The organism is Shinella sp. M31 (assembly GCF_049199205.1).
Taxonomy (GTDB): Bacteria; Pseudomonadota; Alphaproteobacteria; order Rhizobiales; family Rhizobiaceae; genus Shinella.
This window is the reverse complement of the sequence record NZ_JBLZPH010000035.1, coordinates 1-13,401: the sequence shown is the minus strand read 5'-3', so window position 1 is coordinate 13,401 and position 13,401 is coordinate 1. Positions and strand designations below refer to the sequence as shown.

General features: G+C 64.8%; 16 protein-coding genes. 5 read left to right on the top strand and 11 right to left on the bottom strand.

Translation table 11 applies throughout. The annotated features are described in order from the left end of the window. Positions 1-119: 119 nt before the first annotated feature. The 6 genes from zapE to sdhC all read right to left on the bottom strand — a co-directional run bounded on the left by zapE (position 120) and on the right by sdhC (position 5,475). Positions 120-1,325, bottom strand: coding sequence for a cell division protein ZapE (gene zapE / locus ACOZKU_RS05520; protein ID WP_421578008.1), 1,206 nt, complete (start codon positions 1,323-1,325; stop codon positions 120-122). Positions 1,326-1,360: 35 nt separating this feature from the next. After that, a complete protein-coding gene (locus tag ACOZKU_RS05515) occupies positions 1,361-1,903 on the bottom strand; it encodes a protease inhibitor Inh/omp19 family protein (protein WP_421578007.1) in 543 nt (180 codons plus the stop codon). A 142-nt stretch (positions 1,904-2,045) separates the two neighbouring features. Beyond that, positions 2,046-2,825, bottom strand: a complete 780-nt coding sequence (locus tag ACOZKU_RS05510) for a succinate dehydrogenase iron-sulfur subunit (protein ID WP_421578006.1) — start codon at positions 2,823-2,825, stop codon at positions 2,046-2,048. 18 nt (positions 2,826-2,843) lie between these two features. After that, positions 2,844-4,685 carry a succinate dehydrogenase flavoprotein subunit gene (gene sdhA, locus ACOZKU_RS05505; protein ID WP_421578005.1) on the bottom strand — a complete coding sequence of 614 codons (1,842 nt, stop codon included), beginning with the start codon at positions 4,683-4,685 and terminating at the stop codon, positions 2,844-2,846. Positions 4,686-4,691: 6 nt separating this feature from the next. Next, the gene (gene sdhD, locus ACOZKU_RS05500; protein ID WP_421578004.1) at positions 4,692-5,072 is read right to left on the bottom strand and encodes a succinate dehydrogenase, hydrophobic membrane anchor protein; all 381 of its coding nucleotides are present in this window, start codon (positions 5,070-5,072) and stop codon (positions 4,692-4,694) included. 10 nt (positions 5,073-5,082) lie between these two features. Next, complete coding sequence (gene sdhC, locus ACOZKU_RS05495; protein ID WP_314089655.1) at positions 5,083-5,475, bottom strand: succinate dehydrogenase, cytochrome b556 subunit; 393 nt, start codon at positions 5,473-5,475, stop codon at positions 5,083-5,085. A gap of 299 nt (positions 5,476-5,774) precedes the next feature. Between sdhC and ACOZKU_RS05490 the strand changes: the two genes are divergently transcribed. Then, positions 5,775-6,230, top strand: a complete 456-nt coding sequence (locus ACOZKU_RS05490) for a hypothetical protein (protein ID WP_421578003.1) — start codon at positions 5,775-5,777, stop codon at positions 6,228-6,230. Between the two features lie 18 nt (positions 6,231-6,248). Here the strand turns inward: ACOZKU_RS05490 and ACOZKU_RS05485 are convergent, their stop codons facing one another. The 5 genes from ACOZKU_RS05485 to tsaD form a co-directional block, all read right to left on the bottom strand. Continuing rightward, entirely contained in the window at positions 6,249-6,911 is a 663-nt protein-coding gene (locus ACOZKU_RS05485) for a class I SAM-dependent methyltransferase (protein WP_421578002.1), read from the bottom strand. Between the two features lie 70 nt (positions 6,912-6,981). Then, complete coding sequence (locus tag ACOZKU_RS05480) at positions 6,982-7,413, bottom strand: EVE domain-containing protein (RefSeq protein ID WP_421578001.1); 432 nt, start codon at positions 7,411-7,413, stop codon at positions 6,982-6,984. Between the two features lie 6 nt (positions 7,414-7,419). Further along, positions 7,420-7,713, bottom strand: a complete 294-nt coding sequence (locus ACOZKU_RS05475) for a YciI-like protein (RefSeq protein ID WP_421578000.1) — start codon at positions 7,711-7,713, stop codon at positions 7,420-7,422. A gap of 20 nt (positions 7,714-7,733) precedes the next feature. Next, positions 7,734-8,714 (bottom strand): NAD(P)H-dependent glycerol-3-phosphate dehydrogenase, encoded by a 981-nt coding sequence (locus tag ACOZKU_RS05470; protein ID WP_421578021.1) that lies wholly within the window; start codon positions 8,712-8,714, stop codon positions 7,734-7,736. Between the two features lie 2 nt (positions 8,715-8,716). Beyond that, the gene (gene tsaD / locus ACOZKU_RS05465) at positions 8,717-9,811 is read right to left on the bottom strand and encodes a tRNA (adenosine(37)-N6)-threonylcarbamoyltransferase complex transferase subunit TsaD (protein WP_421577999.1); all 1,095 of its coding nucleotides are present in this window, start codon (positions 9,809-9,811) and stop codon (positions 8,717-8,719) included. Positions 9,812-9,884: 73 nt separating this feature from the next. On the opposite strand from tsaD, the gene hemC reads away from it, so the two are divergent. The 4 genes from hemC to ACOZKU_RS05445 all read left to right on the top strand — a co-directional run. Further along, positions 9,885-10,814 (top strand): hydroxymethylbilane synthase, encoded by a 930-nt coding sequence (hemC, locus tag ACOZKU_RS05460; RefSeq protein ID WP_421577998.1) that lies wholly within the window; start codon positions 9,885-9,887, stop codon positions 10,812-10,814. A 3-nt stretch (positions 10,815-10,817) separates the two neighbouring features. Continuing rightward, positions 10,818-11,540 (top strand): uroporphyrinogen-III synthase, encoded by a 723-nt coding sequence (locus ACOZKU_RS05455; protein ID WP_314089672.1) that lies wholly within the window; start codon positions 10,818-10,820, stop codon positions 11,538-11,540. Between the two features lie 98 nt (positions 11,541-11,638). Beyond that, the gene (locus ACOZKU_RS05450; protein ID WP_421577997.1) at positions 11,639-12,898 is read left to right on the top strand and encodes a COG4223 family protein; all 1,260 of its coding nucleotides are present in this window, start codon (positions 11,639-11,641) and stop codon (positions 12,896-12,898) included. Positions 12,899-12,908: 10 nt separating this feature from the next. Beyond that, positions 12,909-13,401 (top strand): heme biosynthesis HemY N-terminal domain-containing protein (locus ACOZKU_RS05445; RefSeq protein ID WP_421577996.1); only part of this gene is annotated, 493 nt, incomplete at its 3' end.

Genomic DNA, 13,401 nt, shown 5'->3' with positions numbered 1-13,401 from the left:
GGCGCAAGGGCTTACGCTTCCCGGGTTAAAATTTCAACACATACTTTTGGACTGAAGTTTTTCAATCGGTTAGATGCAAAAATTCTTACGTAAACGTAAGAATATTCGTCATGCTCTCGTCACGACTTTGCTGTAACGGAGCCGTCTTGCGCCCCATATCTCGCATTGTGATCGGCCAGATATTCCGTGCTGCGGATCTCGATCAGACGCGAGACCGTGCGGTCGAATTCGAAGCCTTCAGTACCCTTGCGGGTGACGAGCAGGTTTTCGGGGGCAGCCGCCGCAGAGGCGAAGAGCCGGGCACGATGGTCGTAGATCGTATCGACGAGATTGATTAAGCGCTTGGTTTCGTTGCGCTTTTCGGCGCCCAGCAACGGCACGTGATCGACGAACAGCGTGTCATAGTGCGCCAGGATTTCGAGATAGTCGGCCGCACCCAGCGGCTTCTCGCAGAGATCGACGAAGGAGAAGCGCGCGACGCGCCCCGCCGCCTGCGGAACGGCAATGCTGCGCCCCCGAAAGGCGATGGTCGCCGGCGCCACGGCCTTGCCCGAGGTTTCGCGCAGCCAGGCCGCATTCATCGCCCTGTCGGCCTCGTCGCCGAGCGGATGCCGGAAAACCGGAAGGCCGCTGTCCTTCTCCATGCGGTAATCGGTCAGCGAATCCAGCGGCACGATCTCGACATACTGCTTGAGCAGATCGACGAAGGGCAGGAAAAGCCCGCGGTTGAGGCCGTCCTTGTAGAGATTGTCGGGCTCGACATTCGACGTCGCGACAAGGATGCAGCCGCGCTGGAAAAGCTCGCCGAACAGCCGCGACAGGATCATCGCATCGGCGATATCGGTCACGGAGAACTCGTCGAAGCAAAGCAGCCGGGCTTCCGCGACGAGGCTTTCGGCAACCGGCGGCACGGGATCGGCCTGCTTGGTCTCGCCGGCCTTCAGCTTCTGGCGGTGCTTGTGGATGCGGTCATGCACATCGGCCATGAATTCATGGAAATGCGCCCGCCGCTTGCGCTTGACCCGCGCCAGCTCGAAGAACATGTCCATCAGCATGGTCTTGCCGCGCCCGACGCCGCCATAGAGGTAAAGCCCCTTGGGAGCGCTGACGCTTTCGGGCTTGCGTGAAGCGAAGAGCCAGCCGAGCGCGCTCGACTTGCGTGCCGGGCGCTGGGCGTGAAGATCGACGAGCAAGCGGTCGAAGCGCGCGGCCATGGCCCTCTGCGCCGGGTCCGGTTTCAGCTCTCCACTGGCGACAAGGGCCTGCAGCCTATCGGAGACGCCCTTGTCCGGATGCGTCGACCCGCTGTCCCAGTTCTTGCCCATGGGCGGCTTTTATCCGTGTCGTCTGAGAATGCGGATCAACGCGAGAGGCTGACGGGCTGGCCCGAATTGGTGGTGCCGCGGAACTGGGTGTCGGCCGTCTTGTAGAGACGTGCGATCGGGCTGCCGTTACGGTCCTTCAGCACGACCTGCTTGCCGGCGACTTCCCAGGAGCCCATAGCCGTCAGCTCGCCCGCGCAGCCGCGCGTGCCGCCGCGTGAACCGCTGCCGAGATTGGTCAGCGTCAGGAACATGTCGCAGGAGGATGCGCCGTTGGCGACCTTCCAGTTGCCGACCATGGCTTCCTTCTTGACATCGAGGCCGGCTGCCGCGGCCGCCGTATCACCAGCGGCGCCGGTGCCCGTCGCCATCGCCGTATCGGTCGTCGGTTTGTCGGGGAACTGGCCGGACGTGTCGGTCGTCGGATCGGGCAGCTGGCTCGAAGAGACAGTTCCAATCGGCTGCGCTTCCAGCGGCTGGATGTTCTGCTGCGTATTGACGCTGTCCATCGACGAAGTCCGCTGGCAACCCGCCAGAGCAAGCGCCATCATCAGTCCGCCTGCTACATGTACAACCCGCATGTCGATACTCCCGATATCTGCCCGATACTGCTGCCCCGCAGCATTTCCGCCGAATTAACGTGAATCGCCCGCACGAATCAAGACGAAACGGCCCGATTGTTCAAGCCGCCTCCTCACGTTTCGTGACTGCCGATTATGTAGGTCAGAGACGGCGTTCGACCAGCATCTTCTTGATCTCACCGATCGCCTTGGCCGGATTAAGGCCCTTCGGGCAGGCCTGGGCGCAATTCATGATCGTGTGGCAGCGATAGAGACGGAAGGGATCTTCCAGATTGTCGAGCCGCTCGCCGGTGGCCTCATCGCGGCTGTCGATCAGCCAGCGATAGGCCTGCAGCAGCACGGCGGGGCCAAGGTAACGGTCGCCGTTCCACCAGTAGCTCGGACAGGAGGTCGAGCAGCAGGCGCACAGGATGCACTCGTAGAGGCCGTCGAGCTTGAGGCGGTCCTCATGGCTCTGCTTCCACTCCTTGGCGGGCGTCGGCGACACCGTCTTCAACCAGGGCTCGATCGAGCGGTGCTGGGCGTAGAAATTGGTGAGGTCGGGAACGAGGTCCTTCACGACGGGCATATGCGGCAGCGGATAGACCTTCACCGCACCCTTCACCTCGTCCATGCCCTTGGTGCAGGCGAGCGTGTTGGTGCCGTCGATGTTCATGGCGCAGGAGCCGCAGATGCCTTCGCGGCAGGAGCGGCGCAGCGTCAGCGTCGGGTCGATCTTGTTCTTGATGTAGAGCAGCGCGTCCAGCACCATCGGGCCGCAATCGTCGATGTCGATGTAGAACGTGTCGACCGACGGGTTCTTCCCGTCATCCGGGTTCCAGCGATAGACGCGGAATTCGCGGGTGTTGGTAGCGCCGGCCGGCTTCGGCCAGACCTTGCCTTCGGTCAGCTGCGAGTTCTTCGGGAGAGCGAGTTCAACCATGTCCTGTTCTCCTCGATATCAATAGACGCGCGCCTTGGGCGCGATCTTCTGCGGATCGATCCCGTCGGCGATGAGGTCGGTATGCACCGGGCGGTAGTCGAGCTTGACGTCGCCCGCCTCGTTCACCCAGGCGAGCGTGTGCTTGCGCCAGTTGATGTCGTCGCGGCCGGCGAAGGGGCCGTCGACATAGTCTTCGCGGGCATGCGAGCCGCGGCTTTCCTTGCGGGCCTCGGCGCCGTAGACGGTCGTGATGGCGTTGGCCATCAGGTTTTCCAGCTCCAGCGTCTCGACGAGATCGGAGTTCCAGACCATAGAACGGTCGGTGACCTTGATGTCGGGCAGTTCCTTCCAGATCTCGGTCATGCGGCGGCAGCCGCTTTCGAGCGATTCCTGGGTGCGGAACACGGCCGCGTCGTCCTGCATGGTGCGCTGCATCTTGTCGCGCAGGATCGCCGTCGGCGTGCCGCCATTGGCGTTCCGGAGGCGATCGAAGCGGTCCATGATCTTGTCGCAGGCGGCGATGTCGAGCGCCGGGATCGGGCCGACGCGGTCGATGACCTGGCCGGCGCGGATCGCGGCGGCGCGGCCGAAGACCACGAGGTCGATCAGCGAGTTGGAGCCGAGGCGGTTTGCGCCATGCACCGAGGCGCAGCCGGCTTCGCCCACCGCCATCAGGCCGGGCGCGATGCGCTCCGGGTTCTGGCTGTCGGCATTCAGCACTTCGCCCCAATAATTGGTCGGCACACCGCCCATATTGTAGTGCACGGTCGGCAGGACCGGGATCGGTTCGCGCGTCACGTCGACGCCGGCAAAAATCTTCGCGCTCTCGGAAATGCCCGGCAGGCGTTCGTGCAGCACGGCCGGATCGAGATGATCGAGATGCAGGAAGATGTGGTCCTTGTTCTTGCCGACGCCGCGGCCTTCGCGGATTTCCATCGTCATGCAGCGCGAGACGACATCGCGCGAGGCGAGGTCCTTCGCCGATGGCGCATAACGCTCCATGAAGCGCTCGCCCTCGGAATTGACGAGATAACCGCCTTCGCCACGAGCACCCTCGGTGATGAGGCAGCCGGCGCCGTAGATGCCGGTCGGGTGGAACTGCACGAATTCCATGTCCTGCAGCGGCAGGCCGGCACGCGCAATCATGCCGCCGCCGTCGCCCGTGCAGGTATGCGCCGAGGTAGCGGAGAAATAGGCGCGGCCATAGCCGCCGGTCGCCAGCACCACCATCTTGGCGGCAAAGCGATGGATCGTGCCGTCATCGAGGTTCCAGGCGACGACGCCGGTGCAGCGGCCATCGGCCGACATGATCAGGTCGAGCGCGAAATACTCGATGAAGAATTCGGCATTGTTGCGCAGCGACTGGCCATAGAGCGTGTGCAGGATGGCATGGCCGGTGCGGTCGGCGGCAGCACAGGTGCGCTGCACCGGCGGACCCTCGCCGTAGTTCTGCATATGGCCGCCGAACGGGCGCTGGTAGATCTTGCCTTCGGCGTTGCGCGAGAAGGGCACGCCGTAGTGCTCAAGCTCATAGACCGCCTTCGGCGCTTCCATGGCGAGATACTGCATGGCGTCGACGTCGCCGAGCCAGTCGGAGCCCTTGACCGTGTCGTAGAGGTGCCACTGCCAGCTATCCGGCGTCATGTTCTGCAGCGAGGCCGCGATGCCGCCCTGGGCAGCGACGGTGTGCGAACGTGTCGGGAAGACTTTCGTGATGCAGGCCGTCTTGAGGCCCTGTTCGGCCATGCCGAGCGTGGCGCGCAGACCCGCGCCGCCGGCACCGACGACGATCACGTCGAAGGAATGGTCTACATAGGTATAGGCTTTGCCGTTGGCCGCCGGGGAGGGGATCGCTGCCATGGTGAATTATCCTGCGAAAGCGATTTTGAGGACGGCGAAAAGACAGAGACCGCCGACCAGGATCGCGAAGAACGTGTTGAGCATGAGGAGGCCGATCTTTGCGCCTTCCGCATGCACGTAGTCCTCGATGATGACCTGCATGCCGAGCTTCATGTGAATGAGACCGGAAATGACGACAAGGCCCATCAGGACGGCGACGATCGGGTTCGAAAGGGCGGCCGTCACTTCCGCGTAGGAAGCGCCGTTGTAGCGGATGAGGAAGCCGACGAAGAACAGCATGAGCGGAACGTTGGCGACGGCCGTCAGGCGCTGGCGCCAGAAATGCTCCGTGCCGTCCTTTGCCGAGCCGAGACCACGAACCTTGCCGAGGGGAGTGCGCATGTCCATGGATTTTTCCTCAGCGGACCAGATAGCCGACGATCCAGATCAGCACCGTCAAGGCAACGGAAACGATCGGGGTCGCAATGGCGAGTTTGGTGGAAAAATGCTTCTCGTAGCCATGGCCCATATCCCACATGAAGTGGCGCAGGCCACCGAGCATGTGGTGCATCAGCGCCCAGGTGTAGCCGAAGAGCACGAGACGGCCGATCAGCGAACCGAAGAGCCAGCTTGCCCATTCGAAAGACGCCTCGCCCGAGGCGGCCGCGATCAGCCAGAAGGCAACGAGAACCGTACCGAAATACAGCGCCGCACCGGTGATGCGGTGCACGATGGACATGACCATCGTCGGGATCGGTTTATAGATTTGGAGATGCGGCGAGAGCGGCCGGCTTCGAGTGACATTCGCCATCTGAACCTCACGGAACCCCGGAGAGCCAAAAATTGGACAAAATTTCTCCGGAATTGCAGTATGTTGTGCACAATGCAGTGATTGCGACACTTACTCACCAGAAAGCGGAACCACAAGCCTCATTGCAGTGCAAAATGAATTTAATCGATTAAGAGCATATAGGAATTGCGCCATTTCGGGACGCTTTTTCCGCATTAACGATATCGGCATAAATCGCAGGGAAATCCGTGACTTTCGCCGTCCTCTGCCCCATCTTCGCGTTAACGATTTGTTAAGCGTAACCCGGAAGGCAGGACAGAATGACTCTGTTTTCAGCGCCCCATGCGACCAAAGTTCTAGGACTTGCTATCGCCCTTGCAACGAGCGGCATGACGGCCGCCCATGCCGGCGGCAACAGGGACGGCTTCGGCTGGTCCGAACCCAATATCGAAGGCCGCACCATCACGCGACGCGACCGCGAGCGCCATCGCGAAGCCTGGCGGCACCGTGACCGCGACGATCGCGGTTCGCGCTATTCGGAGCGCCGCCGCGAACAGCGCGGCTGGGGCACGGGCGATTTCTATGGCGGGGCGATCACCGCCTATCGCGACCGCGGCAACGGCACCTATTTCTACATCGACAACGATGACGATTTCGGCGACGTGATCGACGCGCCGCGCTACAGCCGCGGCGGGCCGAAGGTCATCCAGGTCGTACCGGGCCAGAACGGTTGCTCGTGGGAAATGGGCGTCTGCGTTATCAGGCCCAATTTCTGATCTCGGCGCAGAGCAGTTTCACGCAGCGGCCGGAATGGCCTTGAACCGCCACACCGTGGTCTTCTTGACTTCGCTGTCCTCGAGCGCCCGCGTCACCGGCACCGTATAGGTCGCGAGCACCTCCATGCGTTCGCGCGGGCAATAGGCGCGGCCGGGATCGCCGACGAGCACCGTCGCACCCCGCGCCGCAAGCCCTGAGAACCACGGAATCAGGACATCGGCGAAACCGCGATCGTAGAAAACGTCGCCGGCCAGCAGCAAGTCCCAGCCGTCATCGCGGCCGACCATGTTCTCGACCGTATAATCCAGCGACATATCGTTGAGCACGGCGTTCAGCCGGATCGCCGTCCCGCTCCAGGGGTCGATATCCGCCGCAAGCACCGCCGATGCGCCGGCCATGCGCGCCGCGATGCCGACGAGGCCGGAACCGCTGGCGAAATCCAGCACGGACTTGCCGGCGACCAGTTCCGGATGATCGAGCACATGGCGGGCAAGTCCCTGCCCGCCCGCCCAGGCGAAGGCCCAGAACGGCGGGGGCAGGCCGATCTCCTCCAGCTCCTCCTCCGTCTTCAGCCAGAGGTCATGCGCCTCGGTTGCCAGCCGGAGCTTGACCTCCGGCACATGCGGCGGGGTCAGCACGTCGGTATTGTCCCGGATGAAGATTTCGGGGTCGGTCTTCACGTCCGCATCGCTCCGAAAAGTGGAAACCGGTTTTCGGAAGAAGTGATGCGGAAAACGAAGCTACGAAGCATCAGCGCGGCGGGTTGTCGAGACCGCCCATGCGGCAGACCTCGATCCACTCCTCCTCGGTCACCGGCTGCACCGAGAGGCGCATGGAGGTGACGAGCGACATGTTGGAGAGCTTCGGATTGGCCTTGATGTCCTTCAGCGACACCGGCTCGGGCATGTCCCGCACCGCGCGGATATCGACGCAGTCCCAGCGCGGATCCTCGCCGGCCGTGGAATCCGGATGCGACAGCGCGCAGACTTCCGTAATGCCCACGATGTCGAGCCCCTCGTTGGAGTGGTAGAAGAAGCCCTTGTCGCCGATCTTCATGGACCGCATATTGTTGCGCGCGAGATAGTTGCGCACGCCGGTCCATTCGGTGCCCGCCTCGCCGGCGTCCTTCTGCATCTGCCAGGACCATTTGAAGGGTTCGGACTTGTAGAGCCACAATGCCATGGGAGCTTACGCCTCCGGATTGTTGAAGACCCAGTTCCAGGCCTTCACGTCGACGGAGGCGAACAGGCCGGCCTTGGCATAGGGATCATTTTCCGCGATCTGCCGCGCCTCTTCGATCGTCTCGGCCTTGACCACGACGAGGCTGCCGGTGGGCTTGCTGTCGTCACCAAGGAAAGGGCCGGCGAAGGCGAGCTTGCCGCTAGCATTGAGGTCGTTGAGATAGGCGACGTGATCCGGGCGCGTGTCCATGCGCACCTGAAGCGCACCGGGCTTGTCCTGGCAGAGGAAGGCGAAAAGCATGAAAACGGTCCTTTCAGTGGTCATTCCTGGGTGATCGGGCGCGTCATCAGCTGCCCGATGGCGGTTTTCACATCGAGCGTGCCATCGATGATCCGGGCGACCGCGTCGGTGATCGGCATGTCGATGCCTTTCTCCGCCGCCACGCCGGAAGCAACGGAGGCGGCAAAAGCCCCCTCCACGAGATCACCGGACCAGCCGGCGGCCGTGCCGTTGCGGCCGAGCGCGATGCCGAAGCGCAAGTTGCGCGACTGGTGGCTGGTGCCGGTCAAAACGAGATCGCCAAGCCCCGAAAGGCCCGTTACCGTGATCCCCTCGCCGCCATGCGCCTCGACGAAACGCGATAGCTCCGCAAGCCCGCGCGAAATCAGCGCGGCCCGCGCCGAATCGCCAAGTTGAGCCCCTTCGATGATGCCGCAGGCAATGGCCAGAACGTTCTTCAGGGCACCGCCGAGCTGTACACCGATCCGGTCCGTCGATGGATAGAGCCGGAAGGTCGGGCCGGAAAGCGCCTGCGCGAGCGCGGCACCGATCTCGGCGGACCGCGCCGCAACGACCATGGCCGTCGGCAGCCCCTTCGCGATATCGGCGGCAAAGCCGGGGCCTGACAGGACGGCAACCTCGCGGCCGGGCAGTTCCTCTTCCAGCACCTCGGTCAGCAGACGGCCGGTGCCCTTTTCCATGCCCTTGGCGCAGATGACGACCGCCGTGCCCGGCGCCAGCAGCGGCGCAAGCTGGCGTGCGGCCTCACGCTGCGCCTGGGACGGCATGGCGAACAGCACGATGCCCGCGCCGCGCATGCATTCCACATCGGCGCTGAAGGCGAGCGTTGCCGGCAGATCGATGCCCGGCAGCGCCTTTTCGTTGCGTCGCGTCGTGCGCATGGCTTCGACGGCAGCGGCATCGCGGCCGATCAGGGTGACGTCGCCGCCGCTGGCAGCCGCAACGCTTGCCAGCGCCGTGCCGAAGGCGCCGGCACCGACCACGGCGATGCGCTTCGAAATCGTCATGCCTTGGCTCCCCGCTTGCCGGATCCGAGTAGGGTCGCCGCCTGCTTATCGAGGGGCCAGCGCGAGCGCGGTGCCACCGCGAGATCGTCGGGCGCAAAGCCGGCCGCCATGCGCTCCAGCCCGGCCCAGGCGATCATCGCGGCATTATCCGTGCAGAGTGCGAGCGGCGGCGCAATGAAATGGAAGCGGTTCTTATCGCAGAGCGCCTGCAGCGTAGCGCGCAGCTCCGCATTGGCCGCGACGCCGCCGGCAACGACCAGCGCGGGCGTCGCCACGTCGGGATGGAGCGCGCGGAACCGTTCCAGCCCACGGCCGATGCGGTCCTTCAGGGTGCGCGAGACGGCACGCTGGAAGGAGGCGCAGATATCGGCGATGTCCTGCTCGGTCACCGGCTCAATCGACTGCGCCGCCTGGCGCACCGCCGTCTTGAGGCCGGAGAAGGAGAAATCGAGCCGCGCTTCGCCGACCAGCGGGCGCGGGAAGGTGAAGCGTTCCGGATTGCCCGTCTTCGCCATGCGTTCGACGGCCGGACCGCCGGGATAGGGCAGGCCGAGCAGCTTGGCCGTCTTGTCGAAGGCTTCGCCGAGCGCATCGTCGATGGTGGTGCCCCAGCGCTCGTAATCATCGACGCCGCGGATCAGCACGAGCTGGGTGTGCCCGCCGGAGACGAGCAGCATCAGATAGGGAAAGGACAACCCGTCCGTCAGCCGCGCCGTCAGCGCATGGCCTTCCAGATGGTTGACGGCATAGAGCGGCTTGCCGGTGGCGCGGGCGATCGCCTTGCCGGTCATCAGCCCGACGATGAGGCCGCCGATCAGCCCCGGCCCGCTTGTCGCGGCGATGGCATCGACATCCTTCAGCGAGCGCCCGGCGCGCAGAAGCGCTTCGGCAATCAGGCTGTCCAGCGCCTCCACATGGGCGCGCGCCGCGATCTCCGGCACCACGCCGCCATAGGCGCTATGCTCCTCGAGCTGGCTCAGCACGACTTCGCCGAGGATCTCGCCCTTTCCGTCCGCATCGCGCGCGACGACGGCCGCGGCGGTCTCGTCGCAGCTCGTTTCGATGCCGAGAATGGTCAATTGGGACGACATGAAGCACTAGGATTGATTGCGATGGGCCGGAAAGCCGGTTACGAGACATCCCGGTAACAATGGATCAAGGCGGATGCAAACAAAACCTTTCAGGATCGGCACCCGGGGCAGCCCGCTGGCGCTTGCCCAGGCCTACGAGACCCGCTCGCGCCTGATGGCGGCGCACGGCCTGGCGGAGGACAGGTTCGAGATCGTCGTGCTCTCCACCAAGGGTGACCGCATCACCGACCGTTCGCTGGCGCTGATCGGCGGCAAGGGTCTGTTCACCGAGGAGATCGAGGCACAGCTGTCGTCCGGCGAACTGGACTTCGCCGTGCATTCCTCCAAGGACATGCCGACCAGGCTGCCGGAGGGTCTGCACCTCTCCGCCTACCTGCCGCGCGAGGACATCCGTGACGCCTTCATCGGTCGCACCGCCCAGCGCCTCATCAACCTGCCGCAGGGCGCGACCGTCGGCTCGGCGTCGCTGCGCCGCCAGGCCCTCATCCGCCGCCTCCGGCCCGATATCAACGTCATCGTGTTCCGCGGCCAGGTCGATACCCGCCTCGGCAAGCTCGCCACCGGTGAGGCCGACGCCACGCTGCTCGCTTATGCCGGCCTGAAGCGCCTCGGCAAGTTCGACGTGCCGACGGAACTGCTCGACCCCGTCTCCTTCCCACCCGCCCCGGCGCAGGGCGCGATCTGCATCGAAAGCCGCGTCGGCGACGACCGCATCAACGGCCTGCTCGCCGCCGTGGACGACCGTGCCACCCGCGCTGCCGTCTCCTGTGAACGCGGCTTCCTCGCAACGCTCGACGGGTCCTGTCGCACACCGATCGCCGGTTATGCAACGGTCGAGGGCGATCATCTCCAGTTCCGCGGCATGATCCTGACACCTGATGGAAGCCAGTTCCACGAAATCGAAACGAGCGGTGCGGCCGACAGCGCCGCAGACCTCGGCGAAGCGGCGGGGCAGGCGATCCGCGCCAAAGCGGGAGCGGGTTTCTTCGAAAGCTGGGGCTGATCCTTGCGCGTTCTCGTCACCAGGCCGGCGCCCGCCGCCGCCCGCACCGCGCGAAAACTCGCCGCCCTCGGCCACGACGCGGTCACGATGCCGTTGTCCGAAGCCGAACACGATATCGACGCCGCCCGCGCCGCTCTCTCCGAGCGCCATTCGGCGATCGCCATCACCAGCGCCGAAGTGGCACGCCTCATCGGCAAAATTGGCCCGGCGCTCGATCGGCACCTGCTGACCACCGTCTTCTCCGTCGGCCAGGCCTCCGCGCAAGCCGCGGAAGAAGCGGGTTTCCGCACGGTCCTGACCCCCGGGGGCGACGGCAAGGATCTCGCCAACATGATCGTCGAGCATTGCCGGGATTTCGGCATGCCGGCCGAACCGATCCTCTATCTCGCCGGCCTTCCGCGCGCCGCCGGTTTCGAAAACCGGCTCAAGGAAGCCGGCATTCCGCTGCGCACCGTCGAATGCTACCGCATGGTGCCGCTCACCCTCCGACGCACGGAAGTCGAGGCACTGCTCAAGCCGGTGCCGGACGCGGCCCTGCTCTATTCGCGCGAAACGGCCCGCACCTTCTTCGAACTCGCGCCGCTGATGGAAACGCCCGAACGCTTTCTCTCCACACTGATGCTCTGCATGAGCGCCAATGTCGCGAAAGCCGTGCCGCAGCGCTTTGCCGCACTCACCGTCGTCGCCTCGGCACCGAACGAGGAAAGCCTGCTCGATCTTCTCTAGGCATCGGCGATGATGGACGAAATTGCCGCAAGGGTCTTTCCCTCGCTGCCTTCGCTGTCTAGGTTTAGTGCAATGCACATGAACGCGAGGAGATCGCCATGGAACCGGAAACCCCGTCTCGCCGCAAGAAGGCCGGCGACGAACCCGTGACGATCGATCTCGAAGCGGTTCCCGCGTCTGCCGAGACTGAAGCACGCACGACCGAAGAGACGGCCGAAGCGGATGCCGCGACCGCGGACACCACCGGGACCGGGACGGACGAAGCCGTTGCTTCGGAACCGGAAACCCGAGAACCCCAAGACACCACCGAGGAAAAGCCGGAGCCGGTCGAACCGGCCCGCCCGACCTATGAGGAACCGGTCTATACCCAGCCCGCCACGACGGCACGGCGTGGCAATGCCGGCCCGCTTGCCGCCGGCATTCTCGGCGGTCTGATCGCCCTTCTCGGCGCCGGCAGCCTGCAATATGGCGGCTACCTGCCCGCCCTCGGTCCGGATCGCACCGGCGACACCGGCGCGCTTACCAGCCTTTCCAATGAGGTCGAGGCGCTGAAGGCCCGCCTTGCAGAAACGCCGGCAGCCGGTACCGTCGATCTCCAGCCGCTCGAAACCCGCATCGCCGCCCTCGAAAAAGGCACCGGTGAAACCGGCGGCGCGACCGCCGGCAACCCGGAAGCGGTAAGCAAGCTCGAAGGCGACGTGACCCGCCTGACGACGGAACTTACGGCCCTGCGTGAAGCTGTCGCCCGCACCAGCGAGGCCGTCAGCTCCACCGAAAGCCAGCTCACCGAGCGCATTGCGGCTGCCGAGCAGAAGCTCGACGAACCGCGCAGCGATGTCGAAATGGCCCGCGCCGTCGCGGCCAGCGCGCTGAAGACCGCGATCGATCGCGGTGGTCCCTACCTTGCCGAACTTGAAGCCTTCGCCAGCATCGCGCCGGACGATCCGTCCGTGGCGGGCCTGCGCGAGCATGCCGCTGTCGGCGTCGCCTCACGCTCCGATCTCGTGCGTGATTTCCAGCCGACCGCGGATGCCATTCTCGACGCCGTGCACCAGCCGGATGGCGACCAGGGCATCTTCAACCGCCTGATGTCGAGCGCCGCATCGGCCATCCGCGTGCGGCCCGTTGGCAGCATCGAAGGCGATACGCCGGAGGCCGTCGTCGCCCGCATCGAGAACAAGCTGCAGAACGGCGACTTCAAGGGCGCCCAGATCGAATGGCAGACCCTGCCGGAAGCGGGCCAGGCCGCGGCGGCGGAATACAAGCGCAAGCTCGATACGCGCGTCACCGTCGAAGACCTGATCGGTACCGCCGTCTCCGGCGCGATCACCGGCACCGGCAACGGCAACCAGGGCTGAGGAGAAGATCATGGTTCGCATTCTGGTCTTCGCTCTCTTCGTTCTCGCTCTCGCCGCCGGTTTTGCCTGGCTTGCCGACCGTCCCGGCGAACTCTCGATCATCTGGCAGGGCCAGCGCGCCGATATGAGCCTGATGGTCGCCGCCACGCTCGTCGTCTCGCTGATCGCCGCCGTGATGCTCTCCTGGTGGATCGTCCGCGTCATTTGGACGTCGCCGCATTCGATCCAGCGTTTCTTCCGCGCCCGCAAGCGCGATCGCGGCTACCAAGCGCTTTCGACCGGCCTGATCGCCGCCGGTGCCGGCGATGCTGCCGGCGCGCGCAAGATGCTTGGCCGCACCAAAGGCCTTCTCAGCGCCGATCAGGAACCGCTCATCCATCTGCTCGAAGCGCAGGCCGCGATGATCGAGGGCCGCTATGACGACGCGCGCAAGAAATTCGAGCTGATGGCCGATGATCCGGAAACGCGCGAGCTCGGCCTGCGCGGCCTCTATCTCGAGGCCC